The organism is Klebsiella sp. GB_Kp047 (genome assembly GCF_040065235.1).
GTDB lineage: Bacteria > Pseudomonadota > Gammaproteobacteria > Enterobacterales > Enterobacteriaceae > Klebsiella > Klebsiella quasipneumoniae.
Genome location: NZ_JBEAJG010000003.1, coordinates 90,820 through 114,366, shown reverse-complemented (window position 1 = coordinate 114,366; position 23,547 = coordinate 90,820). Strand labels below are relative to the sequence as shown.

The 23,547-nt window shown below is 59.3% G+C and carries 25 protein-coding genes and 1 pseudogene; 6 read left to right on the top strand and 20 right to left on the bottom strand.

Features of this window, described 5'->3' with window-relative positions; translation table 11 throughout:
• Positions 1 to 121 precede the first annotated feature (121 nt).
• From emrB to ABLV76_RS03275, 13 genes are all read right to left on the bottom strand, one after another.
• Positions 122 to 1,660: a multidrug efflux MFS transporter permease subunit EmrB gene (emrB, locus tag ABLV76_RS03335; protein ID WP_002914342.1), complete on the bottom strand. Its 1,539-nt coding sequence runs from the start codon at positions 1,658 to 1,660 to the stop codon at positions 122 to 124.
• A 15-nt stretch (positions 1,661 to 1,675) separates the two neighbouring features.
• Entirely contained in the window at positions 1,676 to 2,848 is a 1,173-nt protein-coding gene (gene emrA, locus ABLV76_RS03330; RefSeq protein WP_004205697.1) for a multidrug efflux MFS transporter periplasmic adaptor subunit EmrA, read from the bottom strand.
• A 125-nt stretch (positions 2,849 to 2,973) separates the two neighbouring features.
• Complete coding sequence (mprA, locus tag ABLV76_RS03325) at positions 2,974 to 3,504, bottom strand: transcriptional repressor MprA (protein ID WP_002914337.1); 531 nt, start codon at positions 3,502 to 3,504, stop codon at positions 2,974 to 2,976.
• Positions 3,505 to 3,594: 90 nt separating this feature from the next.
• Positions 3,595 to 3,930 carry an L-valine transporter subunit YgaH gene (ygaH, locus tag ABLV76_RS03320; RefSeq protein ID WP_004205699.1) on the bottom strand — a complete coding sequence of 112 codons (336 nt, stop codon included), beginning with the start codon at positions 3,928 to 3,930 and terminating at the stop codon, positions 3,595 to 3,597.
• A complete protein-coding gene (locus ABLV76_RS03315; protein ID WP_017900616.1) occupies positions 3,920 to 4,666 on the bottom strand; it encodes an AzlC family ABC transporter permease in 747 nt (248 codons plus the stop codon). The genes ygaH and ABLV76_RS03315 overlap by 11 nt, the downstream gene beginning before the upstream one ends.
• 181 nt (positions 4,667 to 4,847) lie before the next feature.
• The gene (gene proX / locus ABLV76_RS03310; RefSeq protein ID WP_023290755.1) at positions 4,848 to 5,846 is read right to left on the bottom strand and encodes a glycine betaine/L-proline ABC transporter substrate-binding protein ProX; all 999 of its coding nucleotides are present in this window, start codon (positions 5,844 to 5,846) and stop codon (positions 4,848 to 4,850) included.
• Positions 5,847 to 5,924: 78 nt separating this feature from the next.
• Positions 5,925 to 6,992: a glycine betaine/L-proline ABC transporter permease ProW gene (proW, locus tag ABLV76_RS03305; protein ID WP_004205702.1), complete on the bottom strand. Its 1,068-nt coding sequence runs from the start codon at positions 6,990 to 6,992 to the stop codon at positions 5,925 to 5,927.
• Complete coding sequence (proV, locus tag ABLV76_RS03300; protein WP_002914328.1) at positions 6,985 to 8,187, bottom strand: glycine betaine/L-proline ABC transporter ATP-binding protein ProV; 1,203 nt, start codon at positions 8,185 to 8,187, stop codon at positions 6,985 to 6,987. The genes proW and proV overlap by 8 nt, the downstream gene beginning before the upstream one ends.
• A 357-nt stretch (positions 8,188 to 8,544) precedes the next feature.
• Positions 8,545 to 9,507, bottom strand: a complete 963-nt coding sequence (nrdF, locus tag ABLV76_RS03295; RefSeq protein ID WP_004205704.1) for a class 1b ribonucleoside-diphosphate reductase subunit beta — start codon at positions 9,505 to 9,507, stop codon at positions 8,545 to 8,547.
• Between the two features lie 10 nt (positions 9,508 to 9,517).
• The gene (gene nrdE, locus ABLV76_RS03290) at positions 9,518 to 11,659 is read right to left on the bottom strand and encodes a class 1b ribonucleoside-diphosphate reductase subunit alpha (RefSeq protein WP_017900618.1); all 2,142 of its coding nucleotides are present in this window, start codon (positions 11,657 to 11,659) and stop codon (positions 9,518 to 9,520) included.
• On the bottom strand, positions 11,632 to 12,042 hold the full coding sequence (nrdI, locus tag ABLV76_RS03285; protein ID WP_004205706.1) for a class Ib ribonucleoside-diphosphate reductase assembly flavoprotein NrdI: 411 nt from the start codon (positions 12,040 to 12,042) through the stop codon (positions 11,632 to 11,634). Before nrdI ends, nrdE begins: the two co-directional genes overlap by 28 nt.
• Positions 12,039 to 12,284, bottom strand: coding sequence for a glutaredoxin-like protein NrdH (gene nrdH / locus ABLV76_RS03280; protein ID WP_004205709.1), 246 nt, complete (start codon positions 12,282 to 12,284; stop codon positions 12,039 to 12,041). Before nrdH ends, nrdI begins: the two co-directional genes overlap by 4 nt.
• Before the next feature lie 183 nt (positions 12,285 to 12,467).
• Entirely contained in the window at positions 12,468 to 12,899 is a 432-nt protein-coding gene (locus ABLV76_RS03275) for a carboxymuconolactone decarboxylase family protein (protein WP_004205714.1), read from the bottom strand.
• An 88-nt stretch (positions 12,900 to 12,987) separates the two neighbouring features.
• Between ABLV76_RS03275 and ABLV76_RS03270 the strand changes: the two genes are divergently transcribed.
• The gene (locus ABLV76_RS03270; RefSeq protein ID WP_348878184.1) at positions 12,988 to 14,364 is read left to right on the top strand and encodes a PLP-dependent aminotransferase family protein; all 1,377 of its coding nucleotides are present in this window, start codon (positions 12,988 to 12,990) and stop codon (positions 14,362 to 14,364) included.
• Positions 14,365 to 14,483: 119 nt separating this feature from the next.
• Here ABLV76_RS03270 and ABLV76_RS03265 read toward each other — a convergent pair whose 3' ends face one another.
• A complete protein-coding gene (locus ABLV76_RS03265; protein WP_004205716.1) occupies positions 14,484 to 14,831 on the bottom strand; it encodes a DUF883 family protein in 348 nt (115 codons plus the stop codon).
• 149 nt (positions 14,832 to 14,980) lie between these two features.
• Here ABLV76_RS03265 and ABLV76_RS03260 point away from each other — a divergent pair, with 149 nt between their 5' ends.
• Positions 14,981 to 15,343 (top strand): DUF2002 family protein, encoded by a 363-nt coding sequence (locus ABLV76_RS03260; RefSeq protein WP_004205718.1) that lies wholly within the window; start codon positions 14,981 to 14,983, stop codon positions 15,341 to 15,343.
• A gap of 78 nt (positions 15,344 to 15,421) precedes the next feature.
• Here ABLV76_RS03260 and alaE read toward each other — a convergent pair whose 3' ends face one another.
• Complete coding sequence (gene alaE / locus ABLV76_RS03255; protein WP_004205719.1) at positions 15,422 to 15,871, bottom strand: L-alanine exporter AlaE; 450 nt, start codon at positions 15,869 to 15,871, stop codon at positions 15,422 to 15,424.
• A gap of 727 nt (positions 15,872 to 16,598) precedes the next feature.
• On the opposite strand from alaE, the gene stpA reads away from it, so the two are divergent.
• Positions 16,599 to 17,000, top strand: a complete 402-nt coding sequence (stpA, locus tag ABLV76_RS03250) for a DNA-binding protein StpA (RefSeq protein ID WP_023290746.1) — start codon at positions 16,599 to 16,601, stop codon at positions 16,998 to 17,000.
• A gap of 76 nt (positions 17,001 to 17,076) precedes the next feature.
• Here the strand turns inward: stpA and ABLV76_RS03245 are convergent, their stop codons facing one another.
• Complete coding sequence (locus ABLV76_RS03245) at positions 17,077 to 17,256, bottom strand: hypothetical protein (protein ID WP_004205721.1); 180 nt, start codon at positions 17,254 to 17,256, stop codon at positions 17,077 to 17,079.
• A 205-nt stretch (positions 17,257 to 17,461) separates the two neighbouring features.
• On the opposite strand from ABLV76_RS03245, the gene lpxO reads away from it, so the two are divergent.
• Positions 17,462 to 18,364, top strand: coding sequence for a lipid A hydroxylase LpxO (gene lpxO / locus ABLV76_RS03240; RefSeq protein WP_004205722.1), 903 nt, complete (start codon positions 17,462 to 17,464; stop codon positions 18,362 to 18,364).
• Here the strand turns inward: lpxO and ABLV76_RS03235 are convergent.
• The 3 genes and pseudogenes from ABLV76_RS03235 to ABLV76_RS03225 all read right to left on the bottom strand — a co-directional run bounded on the left by ABLV76_RS03235 (position 18,345) and on the right by ABLV76_RS03225 (position 19,878).
• Positions 18,345 to 18,891: pseudogene (locus ABLV76_RS03235) on the bottom strand (rhodanese family protein). The gene lpxO and the pseudogene ABLV76_RS03235 sit on opposite strands and share 20 nt — an antisense overlap.
• A 7-nt stretch (positions 18,892 to 18,898) precedes the next feature.
• Positions 18,899 to 19,198, bottom strand: a complete 300-nt coding sequence (locus ABLV76_RS03230) for a metalloregulator ArsR/SmtB family transcription factor (RefSeq protein ID WP_049115872.1) — start codon at positions 19,196 to 19,198, stop codon at positions 18,899 to 18,901.
• 74 nt (positions 19,199 to 19,272) lie between these two features.
• Positions 19,273 to 19,878 (bottom strand): NAD(P)H-dependent oxidoreductase, encoded by a 606-nt coding sequence (locus ABLV76_RS03225; RefSeq protein ID WP_004205724.1) that lies wholly within the window; start codon positions 19,876 to 19,878, stop codon positions 19,273 to 19,275.
• Positions 19,879 to 19,981: 103 nt separating this feature from the next.
• Between ABLV76_RS03225 and ABLV76_RS03220 the strand changes: the two genes are divergently transcribed.
• Together ABLV76_RS03220 and ABLV76_RS03215 are read left to right on the top strand one after the other, a co-directional pair.
• A complete protein-coding gene (locus ABLV76_RS03220) occupies positions 19,982 to 20,899 on the top strand; it encodes a LysR family transcriptional regulator (RefSeq protein ID WP_032456493.1) in 918 nt (305 codons plus the stop codon).
• 59 nt (positions 20,900 to 20,958) lie between these two features.
• Positions 20,959 to 21,555, top strand: coding sequence for an undecaprenyl-diphosphatase (locus tag ABLV76_RS03215; protein ID WP_004205726.1), 597 nt, complete (start codon positions 20,959 to 20,961; stop codon positions 21,553 to 21,555).
• 2 nt (positions 21,556 to 21,557) lie between these two features.
• Here ABLV76_RS03215 and ABLV76_RS03210 read toward each other — a convergent pair whose 3' ends face one another.
• Positions 21,558 to 23,345, bottom strand: a complete 1,788-nt coding sequence (locus ABLV76_RS03210) for a sigma-54-dependent Fis family transcriptional regulator (protein ID WP_017900623.1) — start codon at positions 23,343 to 23,345, stop codon at positions 21,558 to 21,560.
• Between the last annotated feature and the right edge of the window lie 202 nt (positions 23,346 to 23,547).

Genomic DNA, 23,547 nt, shown 5'->3' with positions numbered 1-23,547 from the left:
AGTCTGCCTTTATCCTGCCCGAGCGCCGGCGGGCGGGCTTTCGCAAACGAGACAGAAACTAGCGAGAACTGGACAACCTGAAGGCGTAAAAAAGGGACCCGCCGGTCCCTTAATGTGAGGCTTAGTGCGCGCCGCCGCCGCCGCCGCCGGCGCTGAACGGGGGTCTGGCGAACCATACCAGTCCCAACAGCAGGATGAAAATGGCCGCTGAGATCCAGAAGATTTCGTTGGCAGAGATAATCAGCCCCTGGTTGGTTATCTGCTGTGCTATCCAGCCGGACGCCTGTTGCTGCGTCATTCCCATCCCCTGCAGCTGATCGTAGATCTGCTGCGCGTTGGGGTTGAACGGCGTCACCGATTCGGTGAGCTGCGCATGGTGCAGCGCCTCGCGGTTGGTCCACAGGGTGGTGGTGATCGAGGTCCCGATGGAGCCAGCAAGGGTACGGGTGAAGTTCGACAAGCTCGACGCCGCCGCCAGCCGCTCCGGCGGCAGGCCGGAAAGGGTGATGGTGGTCAACGGCATGAAGAAGCAGGCCACCGCGAAGCCCTGGATAAACTGCGGCCACGCCGAGGCGCCAAAGTCCATCCCCGGTTCGAAGGTCCAGGCGCGCCAGTAGAAGCAGACGGCGTACATGATAAAGCTGAAGGTGACCAGCCGCCGCATATCGAGCTTATGCGCAAAGCGGCCGATAATCGGCGACAGAATGACCGGGATCACCCCCACCGGCGCTGACGCCAGGCCGGCCCAGGTCGCAGTGTAGCCGTAGACCTCCTGCAACAGCTGCGGCAGCAGCACGATGGCCCCGAAGTAGAGCATGTAGGCCAGGCTGATGCAGAGGCAGCCGATGGTGAAGTTGCGCGACTTAAACAGCGACAGATCGACAATCGGGTTATCGTCGGTCAGCTCCCAGACGATCAGGAAGCTTATCGCCACCACCGCCACGATGGTCAGAATGATAATTTCATTGGAGGAGAACCAGTCCAGCTCTTTGCCCCGGTCCAGCATCACCTGCAGACTACCGATACCGATGATCAGCAGCGCCAGGCCGACGCCGTCGATACGCCGCTGTTCGGTTTTGGTTTCCCGGTTGCGCAGGGTCTGCAGGGTCATCAGCACCACCGCCACGCCAATGGGCACGTTGATAAAGAAGATCCATCCCCAGTGGTAGTTATCGCTGATATAGCCGCCGAGGATCGGGCCGCAGATGGGAGCGACGATCACCGTCATCGACCACAGCGCCAGGGCGATAGAGCGTTTCGCCGGCGGATAGTTGCTGAGCAACAGACTTTGCGACAGCGGGATCAGCGGCCCGGCAACAATCCCCTGAATGACGCGGAAGAAGATCAGCATCGTCAGGCTGTTGGAGACGCCGCAGGCCCAGGAGGCGATGGCGAAAGCGGTGGTGGACCACAGGAACAGCTTCACCTCGCCCACGCGCTTGGCCAGCCATCCGGTGATCGGAATGGAGATGGCGTTAGCGACCCCGAACGAAGTGATGACCCAGGTCCCCTGGCTCAGCGATGAGCCAAGGTTACCGGCGATGGTCGGGATCGCCACGTTGGCGATAGTGGAATCCAGCACCTGCATGAACGTCGCGAGCGACAGCGCAATGGTCATGATGACCAGCTGCGCGCCTTCCAGCGGTTTTTGCTGTTGCATTACACTCACCCCGAATTATCCGGCGTTGGCCTGAATGATCTCGTCTATCAGCTTATTGACCGGATCGAGAGCGATTTCGCGGGCGTTGCTCTCGTAGACCGGGGAGCTCCGCACCTGGCTTGCCAGCATTTCGCCATCGCGATCGGTGGTGTTAACTTCTACCAACGTCGAGAGGCCGATGCGCAGCGGGTGTTCCGCCAGCTGTTTTTCATCCAGTTCTATGCGGACCGGCAGACGCTGTACCACTTTGATCCAGTTACCGGTGGCGTTCTGCGCCGGCAGCAGGGAGAAGGCGCTCCCGGTCCCCATATCCAGACCAACCACCTTGCCGGTGTATTTCACGTCATCGCCATAGATGTCGCTGATCACCGTGGCCGGCTGGCCAATGCGCATATGCGCCAGCTGGGTCTCTTTAAAGTTAGCGTCGATCCACAGGTTAGTTGCCGGAACCACCGCCATCAGCGGCGTGGTGGTGCCGATCTGCGCGCCAGGCTGTACCGAGCGACGGGAAACGTAGCCGCTAATCGGGCTGACGATCTGCGTACGCTGCAGGGCCAGCCAGGCGTTACGCACTTCGGTCGCCGCCTGCAGCACCGCCGGCTGCTGTTCGAGTTTGGTACCCAGCACGATCGCCTGGTTGGCGTTGTACTGCTGGATGGCCACGTCAAGCTCGGCCTGCGCGCTGGCGACGGTGTCGCGGGCGTGCTGCAGCTCTTCGCGGCCGATGAGGTTCGCCGCGCCCAGCGGGATGCGGCGGTTCAGGTCAGCCTGCGCCTGGGCGAGGGCGGTCTTTTTGACGTCAATATTCGCCTGCAGCTGCTTGCTGTTGATCATCTGCTGACGGGTTTGACGCACGCTGGCGGCCAGCTGCGTCTTGGCTTTCTCAAACGCCTGTTGGGCATCGGTCTGATCGAGGGTGACCAGCGGATCGCCTTTCTGCACGTAGTCCGTGTTGTCAGCCCAGACTTTGGTCACGCTGCCCGAGACCTGGGCCATAATTTGTACCTGGTTCCCTGCCACGTAGGCATCGTCGGTCTCTTCGTAGTGACGCAGTACCAGAAACCAGTAAATCCCATATGCCACGGCAATAATAATGAAGAGCAATGTCAGCAACAGAAGGGCGCCTTTACGCTTCCCTTTTTTGCTGCCTGGTTGCTGCGGGGTTTGGCTCTCCGCATTTGCGCTCATGTTATTCTCCACGATCTTATTATTTCACATCGGCTGAGCCGACCTGTTTATCAGAAAGGCCAGCAGAGATCTGCTGGCCTGGCTGTTTTCCTTGCAACGTAAAAATGGGCTGAGCGACGCCGCCCTTAGCGTAGAGAGTCCGCCAGCACGCCTTCTTCTTCCATCTGGTCAAGGCGGCTCAGGAGTTTGCGGGTAATATGTTCGAGCTGATCTTTTTCGCTGGTGCTGAGTGAAGACCACAGCTGATGCAGGCAGTTATGCTGCGGCGGCAGGACTTCACGCAAAAACTGATGGCCCTTTTCGGTCAGCTGCAGATGCAGACAGCGACGATCGTTATCGCTCTCGCGGCGTTCAATCCAGCCGCGTTTTTCCAGTTCATCAGCGATACGGGTGGCGTTGGTACGCGACGAGCCCAGCGCACAGCTCAGCTCGGACGGCTGAATGCTGTGGTTTTCCTGCGACTCCAGCGTAATCAGCGCCATAAATAATGTCTCGTTAATTCCCTGCGCTTTGAGCATTTTATTGCGATTTTCCAGCAGCTTACCTTGCATATGCATGCAAAGACGAGTTAACAGAATCTCCTGGAACGGGAAATCTTCATGGCGGCTGGCGCGGAACTTGAGCATTTGCTCAATGGGAGTAAACGAACTATCCATTTGGGTATGACCTCATTAATTACAGCCGATATAATAACTATTGTGACAAATAAATCAAATGAATTATTGACCAAAATTGATACGTAAAGCTTAGAGCCCGCTGGCGATTTTCCAGGCCAGACCGTAGGCCAACGCCGACAGGAGGGTCGGGATAATAATGCTGCGGGTTTTCCAGAAGGCGCCCCCCAGCACCAGGAAGCCGATCAGCGTCGGCGCCAGACGATGGGCATCGGCGAGGATCTCCGGCACGCTGGAGACCACCAGCAGCGCGCAAATCGAGGCGATGCCGATGGTATCCAGCAGCACGCTGACCGGGCCACGGCGGGCAGGCCGGGCATGGCCCGCGCGCAGACGCAGGGGAAGATAGCGAAACAGATAGTTCACGCCGCCGACAATCACCCCGAGCAGAAGGACCTCACTGTTCATCCGGCATCCCCTTCAGCATGGCCTGGACCAGCGCCGTCAGACACCCGCAAACAATCCCGGCAAGGATCGCCGCCGGAATGGAAAATAACAGAATGCCGCCCAGGGCGCCCGCCAGCGCCGCGGTGACGCACAGGGATTGCTGGCGCTGGAAAGAGGCCAGCAGGAAGCTCATAAACAGCGCCGGCAGCATAAAGCCGAGCGCGGCTTCCACCGCCGGATAATCCACCAGCAGGCCGTTCCCGGACCAGGCGCCGGCCAGCGTGCCGCACACCCACGATGCCCACGAGGTGAACGCGAGACCGAGCATCCAGTTTTCGCTCCAGCGGCGGTGGTCGCGAACCAGCCTGGCGGTGGCGGCGGCGAAAACCTCATCGGTCAGGCCGAAGGCCCAGAGGGCGGTTTTCTTTTTGTTCAGCGCGGTATGAATGCGGCTGCGCAGCGAGGGGCCATACAGCACGTGGCGTACGTCCATCGCCATCACCGTCAGGGCGGCGACCCACAGCGAACTGCCGGCGGCCAGCATGGCGGTGATCACAAACTGGCTGGCGCCGGCGTAAATGATGCAGGAGAAAAACAGGCTTTCCAGCGGGGTGAAACCCAACCGGGTGGCATTGAGTCCGAAGGCGAATGCCACCGGAAGGTAGCTGATGACGATGGGGAGACTGTCTTTAATGCCTTCGCCGACGGTGGCGACGCGTTCAGATAAGGCACAGGTTAAGGGCGCGGGGTTTTCCATATGAATAACTTATCGCTGGATCCATGTGAAGGTGGCAAATTGACCGATGTCCCCACCTTAACAGAGCGCGACGCGCCTTAACACTATGAAAATGCCCGCAATCCGCTTTTCCCTGACCCAGACGGGATGAAAGGCGGGGAAGGGGGCCCGGATAAGGCGTCGGGCCTTATCCGGGAGCGGGTTACTGCTGCGCGGCGAGGGCGGCTTTCACCCAGCTGTCGAACAGCGGCTGGTGGGCCTTGATCCAGCCATCAACATGACCGTTAATGTCGGCTTCAGAAGCATGGCCTTCGTGCATCATCGCATTCTCGGCATTGATGTCGGCGATCGGCAGCTTCATGACGCTAAACAGAGTGGCGGCGGCCGGGTTTTTCTCCGCCCAGGCTTTGTTGGCGACAATGTGCATGGTGTTGACCGGGAATCCATAGTTGGCGCCATTGGCCAGTTTGGTATCGATGTTTTTCTGCTCGCCCGGCAGGGAGGAGAACGGCACCTGCAGCCAGACGACATCTTTACCAGGCTTCAGCACGTCGCTAACCCAGTACGGCGTCCAGGTGTAGTAGAGCACCGGTTTACCCTCTTTATAACGGGCGATGGTGTCGGCCATCATCGCCGCGTAGTTGCCCTGGTTATGGGTGACGGTTTTGCTCAGGCCATAGGCGTCAATCTGGTGGTTAATCACCGCTTCGCAGCCCCAGCCAGGGGTGCAGCCGGTGAGGTCCGCTTTACCGTCGTTGTTGGTATCAAACAGTTTGGCGATCTGCGGATCTTTGAGCTGATCGATGGAGGTGATGTGGTACTGCTCGGCGGTTTTTTTGTCGATCAGATAGCCCTGGGCGGCGCCTGAGACGTATACCCCCTTGCGGTAAAATTTGTTATCACCGCCCGCCGCGGCGTACATGTCATCGTGCAGCGGCTGCCAGTTGGTGGCGATGAAGGTGGTATCCCCAGCGGCAATCGAGGTATAGGCAACGTTATAGTCCACTTCGCTCGGTTTCTCGACGGTGTAGCCAAGCTTCTCCAGCGCGCGGCTGACCAGCAGGGTCTGGAAGCTCTCTTCGGAGATGGTGCTCTGGGCCGGCTTGACGGTAATGCCTTTGCCCGGCAGGTCGGCGGCGAAGGCGCTGGTGGCGATCAGGGTGGCAAAGGCGGCGGTGGCCATCATCGTGCTATGTCGCATGGTGGTTCCTCTTATTGTTTAACGGGAAGGGCGGCCCCCCGGCATCGGCTGGTGCCGGGGAGCGGCGCTGTTATCGACTTATCGACAGAAAGGGCGAGTGAGAAGCCCCAGCGGGCCGGTGGTGTACCAGCGGCGGTTGCCGCGACTGCGGGCGTCGCGGCCGACGGCCTGGGTAAGGCGGTCAAGAATAATCGCCAGGATCACGATCCCCACGCCGCCGACGGTGGCCAGGCCCATATCCAGGCGACCAATGCCGCGCAGCACCATCTGGCCAAGACCGCCGACGGCGATCATCGAGGCGATCACCACCATCGACAGGGCCAGCATCAGCGTCTGGTTAACCCCGGCCATAATGGTGGGCATCGCCAGAGGCAGCTGAACTTTAAACAGCAGCTGTCGCGGGCTGGCGCCAAATGAGCGCGACGCTTCGATCAGATCCGCAGGCACCTGGTTTATCCCGAGGATGGTCAGACGGACGATGGGCGGCAGGGCGAAGATAATCGTCACCACCACGCCGGGCACGTTGCCGATGCCGAACAGCATTACGATCGGCACCAGGTAGACGAAGGCCGGCGTGGTCTGCATGGCATCCAGCAGTGGGCGGATAATTTTCGCCGCCCGCGGACTGCGCGCCAGCCAGATCCCCAGCGGCAGGCCGATGATCATGCAGAACAGCAGGGCGGTGAGGACCAGCGCCAGGGTGACCATCGCCTGCGACCACGCGCCGATGGCGCCAATGGCAATCAGCGATACCAGGGTGGCGACCCCCATGCCGAGGCTGGAGATCTGCCAGGCGATCAGCGCGAAGACGATAATCGCCACTGGCGCCGGCATTCCCAACAGCAGCTGCTGAAAGGCGCTGAGAATGTAGTCGATCGGCACGCGGATCCCCTGGAACAGCGGGCGGAAGTGCAGCACGATCCAGTCGATGGCGTGGGTCACCCAACTGTCGAGCGGGATCAGGGTCTTATGGAACGGATCCATGATATTGAACTGTTCCGGCTGCGGCGCCGGGGCGCTGTGCAGCCAGTCGGCGCCGCCGCCATTGGTCGGCGCGGCAGTAGAAGCGCCACCCCAGGCGTCTGCAGCCTGGGCGGCGTTGTCGGTTGCCGGGGCGCTGTCCCACGGATTGGTTTGATCAGCCATGATTCACCCCCTCGCGATCTAAAGCCTGGAGCAACATTCGTTTGGAAATGATGCCAATATATTGTTGTTCTTCATCCACCACCGGGACGGCGCACGGGGCGTGGCCGACGTGGGAGAGCAGATCGCTGAGCGGCGTTTGCGCCTCCACCGCCAGCGGGGCGTCAATCAGCGCCGCCTCGATCCCCTGGCCGGCGCTGAGCGCGGTTTTCAAAGAATCGATCGACACAATCCCGACAAAGCGATTACCACGCTCGATGACATAGCCATATTCCCGGTCTTCATCCTGTAATAATTTCAGCGCTGAGCGGGGGCCAAAACCTGGCGTTTTACGAATCAGGCCGACCGGACTACGACGGGCAATATCTTTGGCGCTGAAGACCTGGCTAATATCGACGCCGCGGAAGAAGGTGCGGACATAATCATTGGCCGGATTATTCAATATTTCATCCGGAGTACCGACCTGGACCACTTCGCCATTTTGCATAATGGCGATACGATCGCCAATTCGCATGGCTTCATCAAGGTCATGGGAAATAAAGACAATGGTACGCTGATGCTTAGCCTGTAATTTGATCAGCTCATCCTGCATTTCGGTGCGAATGAGCGGATCGAGCGCGGAGAAGGCTTCATCCATTAACAGAATATCGGGATTAATCGCCAGGGCGCGGGCTAAACCGACGCGCTGACGCATCCCGCCAGAGAGTTCATCCGGCCAGGCGTGGGCATAATTCTCCAGCCCCACCTGCCGCAGCGCTTCCCGCGCTTTTTGCTCTCGCTCAGCGGCCGGGACGCCGGCAAGCGCCATGCCAAACGCCGTGTTGTCGAGCACGCTCATGTGCGGCATCAGTGCAAAGGATTGAAAAACCATCGCAATTTTTTTACGACGCACCTCGCGCAGCTCGGCGTCCGACATTTTCGCGATATCGACCCCGTCAATCAGCACCTGGCCGCGGGTGGGTTCAATCAGGCGATTGAGAAGGCGAACCATGGTGGATTTCCCCGAACCGGAGAGCCCCATGATGACGAATATCTCGCCTTCTTCAATGGCCAGACTGGCGTCTTTGACGCCAAGCGACAGCCCCGTTTTTTCCAGTATTTGCGCTTTGTTGAGTCCTTTCTCAATATATTTGAAAGCACGGTGAGGGTGCTCGCCAAATATCTTATAAAGATTTTTAATTTCTAATTTAATTGCCATGCAATAGAGAAGTTCCTGTTATTTGTTTATTGCGATACGGTACCCAATGGTGATTATGATCTTTTTACACCCTAACATACTCAGATTCTGTGACAACCCTTAATGACAAACTCTCGGCAAAATGGAGTGAGGGACATGGCGGCGCAGCCCCCGTGATATAAGGGCTGAGCGGTAATTTGTTGTGGGTAATATTTTTTGATTATCTCTGGATAATTCGACTGAAATAGACCAGTTTTCTGCTAAATATGACGGGATGATGACGGTTAGGCCATGGAGAGAATATTTGACAGATGAACCCACTTTTCTGCGAAATAGATCACCAGGAATTCGGTCGCGATATTCCTGGTGAAAGTACGGTTAAAAGTCCCAGTCGTCGTCGGCGGTCTCTTCCATTTTTCCTATCACGTAGGAGGAGCCAGAACCGGAGAAAAAGTCGTGGTTTTCATCGGCGTTGGGCGACAGCGCCGCGAGGATCGCTGGATTAACCGCCGCCATCTCCGCCGGGAACAGCGCCTCGTAGCCGAGGTTCATCAGCGCTTTGTTGGCGTTGTAGCACAGGAAAGCGCTAACGTCGTCGAACCAGCCGCTCTCGCCGTACAGTTCCCGGCTGTAGGCCAGCTCGTTGTCGTAAAGATCCATCAGCAGATCGAGGGCGAAATTTTTCAGTTCTTCGCGCTTGCCGGGGCTGACGATCTCCAGTCCTTTCTGATATTTGTAGCCGATGTAATAGCCATGCACCGCTTCATCGCGAATGATCAGGCGGATCAGATCCGCGGTGTTGGTCAGTTTTCCCCGGCTGGAGAAGTACATCGGCAGCCAGAAGCCGGAGTAGAAGAGAAAGGATTCGAGGAACACGCTGGCGATTTTTTTCTTCAGCGGCTCGTCGGCCTGATAGTAGCCCAGCATCAGCTGCGCCTTGCGCTGCAGGGGCTCACAGCTTTCGCTCCAGGCGAAGGCGGCATCCACCTCCTTGCTGTGGCACAGCGTGGAAAAGATGGAGCTGTAAGAGCGAGCATGAACCGCTTCCATAAAGCTGATGTTCGACAGCACCGCCTCCTCATGCGGGGTCAGGGCGTCCGCCATCAGCGCCGGCGCGCCGATGGTGTTCTGAATGGTGTCGAGCAGGGTCAGCCCGGTAAAAACGCGAATGGTCAACTGCTGCTCCGCCGCGCTGAGGGTTTGCCAGGCGGGAATGTCGTTCGACAGCGGCACTTTCTCCGGCAGCCAGAAGTTGCTGGTGAGACGGTTCCACACCTCCAGATCTTTATCGTCATCGATGCGGTTCCAGTTGATCGCGCTGACGCGCGTTAAATGGGTCATCCTGATCTCCTTACAGCGCGCAGGACACGCAGCCTTCAATTTCAGTGCCTTCCAGCGCCAGCTGGCGCAGTCGGATGTAGTAGAGCGTCTTAATGCCTTTCTTCCAGGCGTAGATCTGCGCCTTGTTGATATCGCGGGTGGTGGCGGTATCGGGGAAGAACAGGGTCAGCGACAGCCCCTGATCGACGTGGCGCGTCGCCTCGGCGTAGGTGTCGATGATTTTCTGGGGCCCTATCTCGTAGGCATCCTGATAGAGGGCCAGATTGTCGTTATTCATAAACGGCGCGGGGTAGTACACCCGTCCGGTTTTCCCCTCTTTGCGGATCTCAATCTTCGAGACGATCGGGTGAATGCTGGAGGTGGCATGGTTGATGTACGAGATCGAGCCGGTGGGCGGCACCGCCTGCAGATAGCGGTTGTAAATGCCATAGCGCATGACGTCGTCGCGCAGCTGGCGCCAGCTTTCCCGGTCGGGCAGGGAGATGCCGGCGCGGGCGAACAGCGCGCGGACCCGTGCGGTTTTCGGCTGCCACTCCTCATGCAGATATTTGTCGAAGTACTCCCCGCTGGCGTAGCGCGACTGCTCGAAGCCGGCGAAGCGCTGACCGCGCTCGCGAGCCAACAGCATCGAGGTGTGCAGCGCGTGCCAGGTCACGGTGTAAAAGTAGATATTGGTGAAGTCCAGCCCCTCCGGGCTGCCGTAGGCAATGCCTTCCCGCGCCAGGTAACCGTGCAGATTCATCTGCCCCAGGCCGATGGCGTGGGAGGCCGCGTTGCCGGCCGCCACAGAAGGGACCGACTGAATGTGGCTCATGTCGGACACGGCGGTCAGGGCGCGCACCGCGGTGGCGATTGTGCGGCCGAAATCCGGCGAGTCCATGGTATGGGCGATGTTCAGCGAGCCGAGGTTGCAGGAGATATCTTCCCCGATATGGGCATAGCTGAGGTCTTCATTATAGGCGGACGGCGTACTGACCTGCAGGATCTCGGAACACAGATTGCTCATGGTGACCCGCCCGGCCACTGGACTGGCGCGGTTCACGGTGTCTTCAAACATGATGTACGGGTAGCCGGATTCAAACTGGATCTCCGCCAGGCGCTGGAACAGGTCGCGGGCGCGGATCCAGCGTTTGCCCACCCGCTCGTCGGCCACCAGCTGCGGATAGAGGTCGCCGATGGCGCAGTCGGCGAAGGGTTTGCCGTACAGCCGTTCGACATCATACGGCGAGAACAGCGCCATCTGCGCGTCTTCTTTCGCCAGCTGGAAAGTGATATCAGGGATCACCACCCCCAGCGACAAGGTTTTGATGCGGATTTTCTCATCGGCATTTTCACGCCGGGTATCAAGGAAGCGCAAAATATCCGGATGGTGCGCGTGCAGCCAGACCGCCCCCGCCCCCTGGCGGGCACCGAGCTGGTTGGCATAGGAGAAGGCATCCTCCAGCATCTTCATCACCGGCACCACGCCGGAGGACTGGTTTTCGATGCGCTTGATCGGCGCCCCGGCCTCGCGCAGGTTAGAGAGTAAAAAGGCCACGCCGCCGCCGCGCTTCGACAGCTGCAGCGCCGAGTTCACCGCCCGGCCGATGGACTCCATATTATCCTCAATGCGCAGCAGGAAGCAGGAGATCAGCTCTCCGCGCTGCTGTTTGCCGGCGTTGAGGAAGGTGGGGGTAGCCGGCTGGAAGCGGCCGCTGAGTATCTCCTCCGTCAGCTGCCGCGCCTGCTGTTCATCGCCCCGGGCCAGCGTCAGGGCCACCATTACGCTGCGTTCGGCGAAATCCTCGAGGTAATGTTTGCCATCAAAGCTCTTCAGCGCGTAGCTGGTGTAGAACTTCCAGGCCCCGAGGAAGGTCTGGAAGCGAAACGCGGCGCGCCGGGCATGGTCGAACAACGCCAACACAAACCCGCGGTCATAGCCGGCCAGCACCTGCGGATCGTAATAGCCCTCGCGGACGAGCCAGCTGAGTTTATCCTCCTGGCTGGCAAAGGCGAGGGTGTTGGGCTGAACCTGGGTCGCCATAAAGGCCTCAACCGCCTGGCGATCTTTCTCAAACGGGATGCGGCCCTCGCTGTCGTATAAGTTCAGCATCGCATTGAGGGCGTGAAAATCCACGGCGGCGGTTATACGTTCTGCGGTTGTCGTTGCCAAAATTCGCTGACTCCTTTGCGTACGTTATCGATATCGTCGGGGGTTCCCATCAGCTCGAAGCGGTAGAGATAGGGCACGGCGCACTTCTGCGCGATGACATCCCCGGCGCGCCCCCAGGCGTCGCCAAAGTTGCGATTGCCGGCGGCAATCACCCCGCGGATCAGTCGACGGTTATGTACGTCGTTTAAAAAGCGGATCGCCTGACGCGGCACGGCGCCGGCGGTGCCGCCGCCGCCATAGCTGGGAACGATGAGAATGTAGGGCTCGTCTACCTGCAGATGTTCACGCTCGTTCAGCGGGATGCGCACCGCCGGCAGCCCCAGGCGCTGCACAAAGCGATGGGTGTTCTCCGAACGGCTGGAGAAGTAGACGATGAGGCTCATGCGCTGGCCGCCGCGACGGAGGGACGCAGGCGATTGATCATATCCGGGCGGAAGCCGCTCCAGCGCAGGTCGCCGGCGATCACCACCGGCAGCTGGCGAAATCCCTGCTCGCGCAGGATGTCGGCGGCATCCGGCTGTTGGTCGACGTTGACCATTTCAAAGGCCAGTCCCCGGCTCTCCATGGCTCGCCGGGTGGCATGGCACTGCACGCAGTCATTTCGAGTGTAAATAATAATGCGCATGATTCGTATTTCCATTTAAGATAACAGCACGGCGCTAAACGTAGCGTCGAACGTTGTGGGCCATTCAATAAGGAAATACTAGATGTAGTTATTTAAAACTTCAACCACTCAATATATAGCGTTTTTAGCAAAGGATTCCCCCTCCGGGATGGCCAGGCGGAGGAGGGGGAAGGTTGCGCGAAACTACAGACGCATGGCGACGGCGAGGCGGTTAAAGGCGTTCATCAGGCTGATAGCGAAGGTGAGATCGCTTATCTGACGCGGGGTAAAATGTTCGCGCAGCGGCAGGTAAACCTCATCTTCCGCATGGCTGGCGGCGATGTCGGTGACCGACTCGGCCCACGCCAGTGCCGCGCGTTCGGCAGGGGTAAAATGGTCGCTCACCCGCCAGCCGGCCAGGGCATCCAGTTTGCTCTGCGCCATGCCGCCCTTGCGCAGCGCCTGGCTGTGCTTCTCAAGGCAGAAGGCGCAGCCGTTGATCTGCGACACGCGTAAATAGACCAGCTCCACCAGGGCGCTGCCCAGTTCGCTTTTCTCCAGCGCGAGGCTGGCCTGCACCAGCCCTTTATAGACTTCCGGGCTTAGTTCACTGAATGGCTGACGTAATTGGCTCATGGTGTTCTCCTCTCTAAGACGGCAGCCAAAATAGCACTATAATGGACTGCAAAAGATAGCCATATTGTGATGAAAAAAGCAGACCATAATGGAAGCCAGCCACCTCCCTCTCTATCAGCGTATTGCCCGCCAGCTGAAATCCGCCATTGAACGGGGCGAACTGGCTCCTGGCAGCCGTCTGCCCGCCAGCCGGGTGTTTGCCCAGGAGCAGGGCGTCTCCCGGGCAACCATCGAAAACGCCTGGGGCGAACTGGTCGCTCAGGGCTGGCTCGAGCGACGCGGGCAGGCGGGAACCTTTGTCAGCGAACGGCTCAGTACGCGCCAGCTGGCGCCGGTAATGCCAGCGCAACCTGCCGCGCCGGCGGAGCCGTTGCCGTTTCAGATGGGGCTCCCGGCGCTGGATCTCTTTCCGCGCGGGCTGTGGGCGCGGGTGATGGGGCGCCGGCTGCGCACGCAGTCGCGGTTCGATCTGGCGCCCGGCGATCCCGGCGGCGACCCGCTTCTGCGTCAGGCGATCGTCGACTATCTGCGCCTGTCGCGCAGTATCGACTGTCAGCCGGAGCAGGTGCTGATCGCCGGCAACTATGCCACCGCTATGAACCTGATCCTGCGTACTCTGGCACAGCCGGGGCAGCATATGTGGATGGAAGATCCGGGATATCCCTTTATCCGCCCGGTGGTCGAGGCCGGGCAACTGGTGGTGGATGCGATCCCGGTGGACGACGAGGGGATGGATATCGCCTGGGGCCAGCGCCATCATCCGCAGGCGCGGTTTGCCCTGCTCACCCCGGCGCATCAGAGTCCGCTGGGCGTGGCGCTGTCGCTGCCCCGGCGTCGCCAGCTGTTGGCATGGGCCGCGGAGCGTGACGCATGGATCATTGAGGACGATTACGATAGCGAGTTTCGCTATCGCGGCAAACCGCTGCCGCCGCTGAAAAGCCTTGATGCGCCACAGCGGGTCATCTACGCGGGCACCTTCAGCAAGTCGATGTTTCCGGCGTTGCGCACCGCCTGGCTGGTGGTGCCGAGCGCGCTGGCGGCGCGCTTTCAGCAGACCGTGGAGCGCCAGCCCTGTACGGTTCCCACCCTGTGGCAGCAGACGCTGGCGGATTTTATCCAGCAGGGCCATTTCTGGCGTCATCTGAAAAAAATGCGCGCCAGCTACAGCCAGCGCAGGCAGTGGCTGGAGTCTGCTCTGCAGGCGCAGGGCTTTCAGGTTACGCCGCAGCAAGGGGGGATTCAGCTGGTCATGCCGGTTAGCGGCGACGATCGCCTGTTGGCCCAACGGGCGGTGGCGGCCGGGCTGGCGGTACAGGCGTTGAGCGACTGGCGGATGCGCCATACCGGCGAGGGGGGATTACTGATGAGTTTTACCAATATTCGCTCGCCGGCAATGGCTGGCGCGCTGGCCCGGCGGCTGGGGGAGGCGATCGGCGTCGGCGGCGTCCCCCCCGATGGCGCATAAAAAACCCCTGCGGCCAGAGGCGCGCAGGGGCTGACGCGTATTTGTTATCTTCATTGCTTTCCGTGAAGCTGGCGGGCTTCCGCACGCTGATCGCGCGGCGGCAGCAAACGCTATAGCTATTATCGACGTAAATTGAGCAATACGCCAATAAATACCCCGACGGCGGCGGCGGCGCCCACGCTGTGCCACGGTTTATTGCGCACGTAGGTATCGGCGCAGCCCAGCGCATCACATGCTGCCTGGCGCGCATCCAGCGCCGCCTGCTGCACCCGGTTGTGACCATTAATGCGGGCGCGGGTCTCTTTTAACAGCGACTGCGCTTTGGCACGCGCCGCTTCCGCTTCCTCTTTCGCGTCACTGCCCCACGATTTCAGCACCTCTTCCAGCGTGTCCGCTAATTGGCTGACATCGTTATGAATATCTTCGGCGTTATCGTCAAAATTGTTGCGGTTCACATGGTTAGCCATCGTTATCTCCCTTAATTCCATCGAGTGAGTAAGTGTAGGACAAGATTTTGAATTATGCTTACTGCTGTGGTTTCTGGAATATTCCGAAAGCACTGCCCTTAATGAATAAGGTAAGGTCAATGTGCGGTAAAAGATAACGAGGAATCAGTATGTATTTAAGACCCGATGAGGTGGCGCGTGTTCTTGAAAAAGCCGGCTTCACCATGGATGTTGTGACGCAAAAAGCGTACGGCTATCGCCGCGGCGATAATTATGTTTATGTGAACCGCGAAGCGCGCATGGGGCGAACAGCGTTAGTTATTCATCCGGCGTTAAAAGAGCGCAGCAATATGCTGGCTGAACCGGCTTCAGATATCAAAACCTGCGACCATTATGAACAGTTTCCGCTGTATTTAGCCGGGGATGCGCAGCAGCATTATGGAATTCCGCACGGATTTAGCTCACGCATGGCGCTTGAGCGTTTTCTGAATGGGCTATTTGGCGAAGCTAAGCCGGCCATGTCGACGAATTAATTCGCTGGATAAAGGCCCGGGCGAAATCGGCTGGCGGGAGGAAGCGACTGGCAGAGCCAGTCGCTGTTAACGTGTCGGTCAGGCTTTTGCCTGCTGGTAGGGAGCCACGCGGAACAGGCGGCGGCAATAGTCGAGGAAGTAGCCGTAAGCGGCGCCCATCATCATCGATACCGCCAGGTTCGAGCTCACCGCAGCGACAATCTGGTGCCAGTCCGCACCCACGCTCCACAGAATGGCGACATATACCGGCGACTGAAAGGTCACGTAGGCCAGCACGTCGGCCATATTTTTCATCCAGCCGGCCGGAGTGATGCGCCGGGCCTGACGCATCGCGAAATCGCGATAAATCCCGTAAGGAACAGCAATAATAATGTTGACCGGGATCGCCACTAGGCGCGACGATAACGACTGCTCAAACGTCATACCAGAGAGAAAAATTTCGATCATCATGTTGACGACGGTGCAGTAAACCACCATCGCAAAGGTGTCTGCAACCGCGTGCCGCAAGCGGGAGTGCGCAGAGAACATCGGAGTGCTCCTCGAAAATGAAGTCAAGAACGCCGAAAAATGCGCGTTGGTATAGCGTTTTTGGGCTGTCTGTTTTGATGTGCGTAGAGTATATCTCTGCATTAAAAGTGGCAACTAGCTATAAATTTTTATTTATTGCCTTTTTGTCGATAAAATACTCTGCGACGGTTGGTTTTCTGCCCGTTACGCTACTTTTATTGCTTATTTTGTTAAATGTGTTTTATTTCATATGGTTATGTTGTTTTTTGCCGTGATGTTTGACCCACGATTCGGCGTCTGAGCACTCGCCGTGGCGCAAAATCGCGTTAGCCTGTGATGAGTGTCTCGTTTAGATGTTTTTATGCCATTATGCCGGTTTTGTGGTGGAAAATTCTAAAATGCCGAGTGGCGTTTTATTCTGAATGGCCGAGTAACTATTCATTAGGTTGGGCTGAGAGGGCCTGCGCATCCGCCGACGATAAGAGGATAAGCCGCTGACCATAAAGGTAATATCGCCTGCTGAATATATTTTCCTATCTCATCATACGCCGCTTTTATTTATTCATGGTCTCGTTGGCCCGCGCTGGCGAAAAAGAACCGGGGATTTTCCGATATAGGGCAGGCGGAAGAGATTTACTCTCTGCATAATATATTTATCTGGACAACCGCAGGCTGGAAATAAATAAACGTTTCTATTACACTTGCCGCGTTGTGTCTTTTAATTTGCTATTTGGAATTTTTTAATTTTATGTCTTCAATGTTACACAAACTGAATAATATCCGTTCACTGCGCGCGCTGTCCCGTGAATTCTCCATTGACGTGCTTGAAGAGATGCTGGAAAAGCTCAGGATCGTCACTGAAGAAATACGTACGCAACAGCAGCTGGCGGCACAGCAGCAAGCGGAATATCAGGAAAAAGTGAATACCTGGCTTGAGCTGATGCGCGCCGACGGTATTTCTCCTGACGAGCTGGTGGCCGATATTCAGCCGCCGATGGCGGGCGGTAAAAAGCGGAAACCGCGCCCGGCGAAATATCGTTATACCGATCATACCGGCGCCGAGAAAACCTGGACCGGCCAGGGAAGAATGCCGAAGCCGATTGCCCAGGCGGTCGCCGAGGGGAAATCGCTGGACAGCTTTTTAATTTAAAACCGATTCGGCCAGCGCCACGACGGCGGGGAAGACCACCGCCCGGCCTGGCCTTATGACCTGCAGCGAGGGAGCTTCAGCAGACGCCGAAGTCTCCCTCTTCCTGATATCGCGTCACCTCGTCTGACTTCAGCGTATAGCGTTCTCCCTGCTCCTGAGCGGCCTGAACCACCACCAGATCCTCGCCCTGCACTTCGATCACTTTCAGTTTTGGCCCGCCCGCACGCGGTTGCACCAGATCGCCGACAGAAAACATCATTCACTCCTCACTGTTAATACTACGTATGAACCTAAACCATAGCTCAACGCCCGTTCACTGAACACCGGGTGTGCTGTTTTTTGTTAAAACAATTTGGAGGTATATGTATTAGAGTTGTTAATGTTTTGCTGGCGCCATACCGCTGCTGAGAAGGGGGGACGGCGAGGGTAGGGTTACCACCAATCAGGTCAGGAAAGACACCATGAAGTATATCATTCTGTTGATCATTGTTATTGCTGTACTGTATGTCCATTACCGCGGACGGGTGCGCTATCGTTTCTGGCGACAGCTCTCCGACCATTCCACATTTACCGCGCCGCTGAATGGATTTATGTATTTATTTTCCCGCGTACCGAATACGCCTTATCTGCGCCCGGAGATGTTTCCCGAGCTGGCGATATTGCAGCAGAACTGGCTGGTTATTCGCGAAGAAGGGATCCGCCTCCAGCAACTGGAGCAGATTAAAGCGGCCGATAAATATAACGACGCCGGATTTAACTCATTTTTTAAAACCGGCTGGAAACGCTTTTATCTGAAATGGTATGAGGATGCCCATCCTTCCGCCAGCCAGCTTTGTCCGCAAACTACCGCGCTGCTGCGGGATATCCCGTCGGTAAAAGCGGCTATGTTTGCCACCCTGCCGGACGGCAGCCGTCTGCCGCGCCATCGCGACCCCTACGCCGGTTCCCTGCGCTTTCATCTTGGCCTGGCGACGCCGAACGATGACCGCTGCTTTATCGAGGTGGATGGTCAGCGCTACAGCTGGCGCGACGGGGAAGGCGTGCTGTTTGACGAGACCTATATCCACTATGCAGAAAATACCAGCGGTGAGAATCGACTGATTCTGTTCTGCGATATTGAACGGCCGATGCGCTACCGCTGGGCGCAGAAGGTCAACCACTGGCTGGGGCGCTATCTGATGAGCGCCGCCTCGGCGCCCAACGACGCCAGCGATCGCACCGGCGGAATTAACCGGGCATTTCGCTATATCTACCAGATCCGTATTGTCGGCAAGCGGCTGAAAAAATGGAATAAGACGGTCTATTACATCGTCAAATGGCTGCTTTTCGGCGGCATTGCCTGGCTTATCTGGAGTGCGTTTTAACTCCCCTGGCGCCGGTTCCACGGCATGATCGCCAGCAGGCGCGCCATGCCGCAAAAGCCGGTCACCCCGGCGAAAGTGAGCCCGGCGCCGACCGCGCCGCTGAGCAGGAAAAAGCCGCCGTTCACGGTATAGCCCAGCAGCACCCCCAGTAAAATCAGAACGCCAGCGGCAATTTGCACCTGGCGCATCAGCGGCAGCGGTTGCGATTTATCTTCCTCAACCGGGAGCCCCGCGGCTTTCCACGCCTGAATCCCACCCGCCAGCAGGCTGACCTGCGCCGGCGCGGCGGCGGCGGCCAGACGAATGGCGTTATTCTGCGTCCGGGAGCCGGCCTGGCAGTGAAAAATCACGCGCTCGCCGGCCCGGGCGTTTAGGGTCGCGCCGCCGTTCAGGGCGGCGAGCGGCACCAGCTCGGCATCGGGAATATGTTCGCGCGCGTATTCATCCGCATCGCGGATATCTATCAGTCTCGCGCCCTGGGCAATCTGCGCCCGGGCTTCGGCAGGGGTTAAGGTGGCGATGGTCATAGGCTCCTCACGGGCAATAGAGCGTTTTCAGCGTGTTGATCACCTGCTGTACTGCAGGATGGGTGATGAAATAGTGAATACGCTGAGCGTCGCGTTCGCTGTCGATCAGCCCCTCGTCACGCATCCGCGCGAGATGCTGCGAGGTGGCGGAAGGGCTCAGGCCGGTGGCGCGGGCGAGTTCACCGGCGCTGGCCCGCGGCGCGTCGCACAGCATGCACAGGATCAGCAATCGGTGAGGATTGCTCATCGCTTTCATTAGCGTGGCGGCTTCTCCGGCGCGGGCCTGCAGATCTTCAGGTGTGGTCATGTATTTTAGCTTTTTCTAAATTTAGATAACTCTAAAATAAAAAGACCGCCAGCGCCAGCACATTTTCCCGTGACTCAGGCCGGAACGGCGAGATCGGCTATCTGCGCACGGGCGCTGGCGATCCCGGCGTCGCGACCGTGCGGGCGGTTATCCAGCCCTTCGGCATAGATAAACTCCACCTCATGGATCCCCATCAGCCCCAGCACCGCGCGCAGATAGGGGGTGACGGCGTCGGTGCTTTCGCCCTGGTGAATACCGCCGCGGCTGCTGACGACCACCGCCCGGACGCCCTCGACCAGCCCCTGCGGCCAGCTGTCGGTGTAGCGAAAGGTTTCCCGCGCCCGCGCCACGAGGTCGAACCATTTCTTCAGATCGGTCGGGACGTTGAGGTTATACATCGGGGCGCCGATCACCAGCAGGTCGCTGGCTTTTAACTCGGCGATAAGCTGGTCGGAGAGCGCAACCGCCGCGCGGATGGCCGGCTGCGGATCCGCCGCCCCGCGCAGGGCGGCGAACAGCGCGCCATCCAGCGTCGGCAGCGCCATGGCGCTGAGATCGTGTTCGCGGATCCGATCGGGGTGACCCGCCGCCTGGCGCGCCGCGAGAAATTCGTTAATCAGCTGATTGGTCAGGGACGTTTCGCCATTAATGCTGGATTTTAATACCAGAACGTTAGCCATGATAAGTGCCTCAGGTAAAGGGTAGAGGCAGAGACTAACACTGTCTTTTTTCTCTCTGGAGTGACATTATTTTCCGCTATTGTATCCCATAAGGAACCAATCTGTGCGCGACGATCTGAACGCGATCCCGGTGTTTGTCACTGTGGTCGAGAGCGGTAACTTTGCCAGCGCGGCGACGATCCTCCACGTCACGCGATCGGCGGTGGGGAAAACCATTGCCCGGCTGGAGGCGCGTCTCGGCGTGGCGCTATTCCAGCGCACCACCCGCAGGCAACTGCTGACGGAAGAGGGAGAGCAATTTTATCACCAGTGTCGGGAGGCGCTGGGTCGCATTCGCGAGGCCGAAGAAGCGCTGCAGCGCGGCAAAGGCGAGGTGCAGGGACGGCTGCGGATTTCGCTGCCGGTGCTGTTTGGCCAGCGCTGCGTGGCGCCGCTGCTGTTCCGCCTGAGTCAGCGCTATCCACTGCTGAAGCTCGAGCTCCACTACAGCGACCGGCAGGTCAATTTGCTGGAAGAGGGGTTTGATCTCGCGGTGCGTATCGGGAGCCTGGCCGATACCGGGTCGCTACGGGCGCGGGCGCTGGGGGAGCATGGCATGGTGCTGTGCGCGGCGGCGGAGTACCTGCGCCGCCAGCCGGCGCCGCAGACCATCGCCGGGCTGAGCGAGCACCGCACCCTCGGCTATCTGCATAACGGTCAGCTGCAAAAATGGCAACTTTACGACCCGCAGCAGGGCGAAGTGCGCTTCACCCCGGAGGCGTGGCTGGTGCAGGATGACTTTGCCGCCATCGCCGCCGCGGCGCAGCAGGGGATGGGCATCGCCTGGCTGCCGGACTGGCTGGTGGCGCAGGCGCTCGCCGACGGGACGCTGCAGCAGGTTCTGGCGCCCAGCGGCCGTGTGCGTTTCGCTATCCACGCGGTGTGGCCGGAAGGGCCGTGGCTGCCGCAAAAAACGCGGGTGGCGATCGATGCCCTGCGGGAAGGACTGCGCCTTGCTAAAAGCACACCGCCCAGCGGTTAAGGGTATCTTAAGGCATCCGGGCGATAATGACAGAAAGATGACGACTGAGAGCTATCGCCATGAACGCCCTGGAAACCCTGAATCAATCTGTTTTTTTCGCGCTTAACGCGCAGCCTGGCGCCGCGGATGGCCTGCTGTCGCTGGCCAGTTTTTGCGCCAATGGCATTGTGTTTATGATGCCGACGATCGCGCTCGGCCTGTGGTTTCTCGGTGGCCGTGAGGGACATCGTCAGGCGCTGTTTATGACCCTGGCCGTGATCATTTCCCTCGGGCTGGGGATGGTGTGCGGGACGCTCTGGTTCCATCCGCGGCCGTTTATGATCCCCCTCGGCCATACCTGGATAAGCCATCCGGCGGATAACAGCTTTCCCAGCGATCACGGTACGGTAATGTTCAGTGCTGCGTTTGCGCTGCTGTCGCTGCGCCTGCGGGCGCTTGGCCTGCTGATGCTGCTGGCCGCGCTGCCGGTGGCCTGGTCGCGGATCTATCTTGGGGTGCATTTTCCGCTGGATATGGTGGGCGCGGCCCTGGTCGCCGTCGGTGGGGTCATCGTGGCGAAGCGAGTCTGGCAGGCGGTCGGCCCACGACTGGTGCTGCTGTGCGAGGCCGTCAGCCGGCGGATGTTCTCCTGGCTGCCGGCGCGCTTTACGCCATAGTCTCAGCGGCGTGGCCGTCCGGCACGGGCGGCGCGACGGTATAACGTGCTGCGGGCGATGCCCAACATCTGCGCCGCCCGGCTGACGTTGCCGTTGACTCTGGCGAGGGTATCGACAATCAACTGCTCGTCATGGGCCTGCAATCCCCCGCGCGGCAGCGGCGCAGGCGCGGTGCGATATGTCTCCGGCAGCGCATCGGGCGTTAATGTGTCGCCCTCATCGGCGAGGGCCAGCATCACCTTCAGGACGCTCTGCAGCTGGCGTACGTTTCCCGGCCACGGCAGCTGGCTGAGGTGGATCAGCAGCGCGGTGGACAGCGTCACCCGGCGCGAAGCGCCGCCCAGGTCGCGCCACAGGGTGGCGATAAAGGTTTCCAGCGCTGGCCACTCGCGCAGCGGAGGCAGCGCCAGGGCATACTCCCGCAGGCGCCACAGTAGATCTTCGCGGAATTCGCCGGCACTGACCCGCTGGGTCAGGTTGCGGTGCGTGGCGCAGATCAAGGCGAAGTTCACCGGCACGCTGCGGCTGGCGCCCAGCGGCGCCACCTCTTTCTCCTGCAGTACCCGCAGAAGGCGGGTCTGCAGCGCCAGCGGCATATCGCCGATCTCATCAAGAAACAGCACCCCGCCCTCGGCTTCGCGGATTTTGCCGATATAGCCATTTTTACTGGCGCCGGTAAACGCCCCCGGCTGGTAGCCGAAAAGCTCGGACTCGATCAGCGATTCCGGGATGGCGGCGCAGTTAATGGCGACGAATTTACCGCTGCGCCAGCGGCTGTGCTGGTGCAGCGTGCGGCTGACATACTCTTTGCCGCTGCCGGTTTCCCCCTCAATACAGAGCGCGATGCCGGCGTTAAGCAGCCGGAGCAGCTTTTCGCCTTCCCGCGGGCTGGTGAAGGGGAGCTGCATGGCCGGCGGGGCGCTCACCGCCACCCGGCGGCGGGTGGGCTCGCGCAGGCGATAGTGATAGCGACCCTGCGGGGTGGTCAGCGGCAGGGGAACGCTGACCGCCGTTTGCGTCAGCGTCGGAAAAAGCGACGCAAAGGTGAGCTGGCCAAACTGCGCCGCGCTCAGGCCGAACTCGCGCATCGCCAGCCGGTTGCCGGCGGTGAGGACGTTATCGGAAAAGACCAGCAGCAGCTCCTCGACGCTGTCGAGCTTGTCCACCTGCCGGTGCAGGCTCATCAGCCACTGCTCAGGATGCAGGCTCTGCTTCACCCACAGATACTCAATCTGCTTTGCCGCTGCTTTCACCCAGCCAAAGGTATGCTGGTGGGGAAAATCCGCCGGGCCGGAGATATCCAGCACGCCGGCGATACTTCCGTCCGGCCGCTGGAGCGGCATCGCCGCGCAGTACAGATTCTGGTTGCGGGTGAGAAAGTGCTGACGGCCATCGATTTCGCAGCCGTCGTCAATCGCCAGCGCGGTGCCGATGGCGTTGGTCCCACGCCCGCTTTCGCTCCACAGATTGCCGGGCGCCAGCGCCACGCGCTGCGCCTTTTGCATCGCCTGGGTATCGCCGACGGTGTGCAGCACCAGACCGCCGGGGTCGGAGAGGATCACCACCGACTGCAGGTCCGCCACCTGGCGCGACAGGGCTTCCACCACCGGCTGCGCCAACTGCTGCAGGCTGCGGTGGCTGGCGAGTCGATCCGCCAGCTCGCCGGCGTCGAGGCGGGGAAAATCCTCGGTAGCGGGATCCAGACCGTAGCGCTGGCAGCGAGACCATGAATCGCTCAGCAGGGGATTGGCGTTAACCTCTGGTGCGAGAAGAAAGGGATTGCCTGGCACAGGGCACCTCTGGGTCGATGTTGCTGTGTTGCAATATTGTAGCTATTTGGTTTATTTGGTGTTGCGATTTGCAACACATAAGTGGAAACCCGGGCAACAGTGGCTGACCATTCGCCCAGTTAGTGAAGGCAACCTATTAATAAATAAAAAGATTTAAAGTAAATAAAAAACTGGCATAACCCCTGCAAAGTGAGAAGCGTTC

Excerpts from the sequence above, each read along its gene's own strand:
- emrB (WP_002914342.1), bottom strand. The coding sequence starts at position 1,660 with ATGCAACAGCAAAAACCGCTGGAAGGCGCGCAGCTGGTCATCATGACC.
- emrA (WP_004205697.1), bottom strand. The coding sequence starts at position 2,848 with ATGAGCGCAAATGCGGAGAGCCAAACCCCGCAGCAACCAGGCAGCAAA.
- mprA (WP_002914337.1), bottom strand. The coding sequence starts at position 3,504 with ATGGATAGTTCGTTTACTCCCATTGAGCAAATGCTCAAGTTCCGCGCC.
- ygaH (WP_004205699.1), bottom strand. The coding sequence starts at position 3,930 with ATGAACAGTGAGGTCCTTCTGCTCGGGGTGATTGTCGGCGGCGTGAAC.
- ABLV76_RS03315 (WP_017900616.1), bottom strand. The coding sequence starts at position 4,666 with ATGGAAAACCCCGCGCCCTTAACCTGTGCCTTATCTGAACGCGTCGCC.
- proX (WP_023290755.1), bottom strand. The coding sequence starts at position 5,846 with ATGCGACATAGCACGATGATGGCCACCGCCGCCTTTGCCACCCTGATC.
- proW (WP_004205702.1), bottom strand. The coding sequence starts at position 6,992 with ATGGCTGATCAAACCAATCCGTGGGACAGCGCCCCGGCAACCGACAAC.
- proV (WP_002914328.1), bottom strand. The coding sequence starts at position 8,187 with ATGGCAATTAAATTAGAAATTAAAAATCTTTATAAGATATTTGGCGAG.
- nrdF (WP_004205704.1), bottom strand. The coding sequence starts at position 9,507 with ATGACCCATTTAACGCGCGTCAGCGCGATCAACTGGAACCGCATCGAT.
- nrdI (WP_004205706.1), bottom strand. The coding sequence starts at position 12,042 with ATGAGCCTCATCGTCTACTTCTCCAGCCGTTCGGAGAACACCCATCGC.
- nrdH (WP_004205709.1), bottom strand. The coding sequence starts at position 12,284 with ATGCGCATTATTATTTACACTCGAAATGACTGCGTGCAGTGCCATGCC.
- ABLV76_RS03275 (WP_004205714.1), bottom strand. The coding sequence starts at position 12,899 with ATGAGCCAATTACGTCAGCCATTCAGTGAACTAAGCCCGGAAGTCTAT.
- ABLV76_RS03270 (WP_348878184.1), top strand. The coding sequence starts at position 12,988 with ATGGAAGCCAGCCACCTCCCTCTCTATCAGCGTATTGCCCGCCAGCTG.
- ABLV76_RS03265 (WP_004205716.1), bottom strand. The coding sequence starts at position 14,831 with ATGGCTAACCATGTGAACCGCAACAATTTTGACGATAACGCCGAAGAT.
- ABLV76_RS03260 (WP_004205718.1), top strand. The coding sequence starts at position 14,981 with ATGTATTTAAGACCCGATGAGGTGGCGCGTGTTCTTGAAAAAGCCGGC.
- alaE (WP_004205719.1), bottom strand. The coding sequence starts at position 15,871 with ATGTTCTCTGCGCACTCCCGCTTGCGGCACGCGGTTGCAGACACCTTT.
- stpA (WP_023290746.1), top strand. The coding sequence starts at position 16,599 with ATGTCTTCAATGTTACACAAACTGAATAATATCCGTTCACTGCGCGCG.
- ABLV76_RS03245 (WP_004205721.1), bottom strand. The coding sequence starts at position 17,256 with ATGTTTTCTGTCGGCGATCTGGTGCAACCGCGTGCGGGCGGGCCAAAA.
- lpxO (WP_004205722.1), top strand. The coding sequence starts at position 17,462 with ATGAAGTATATCATTCTGTTGATCATTGTTATTGCTGTACTGTATGTC.
- ABLV76_RS03230 (WP_049115872.1), bottom strand. The coding sequence starts at position 19,198 with ATGACCACACCTGAAGATCTGCAGGCCCGCGCCGGAGAAGCCGCCACG.
- ABLV76_RS03225 (WP_004205724.1), bottom strand. The coding sequence starts at position 19,878 with ATGGCTAACGTTCTGGTATTAAAATCCAGCATTAATGGCGAAACGTCC.
- ABLV76_RS03215 (WP_004205726.1), top strand. The coding sequence starts at position 20,959 with ATGAACGCCCTGGAAACCCTGAATCAATCTGTTTTTTTCGCGCTTAAC.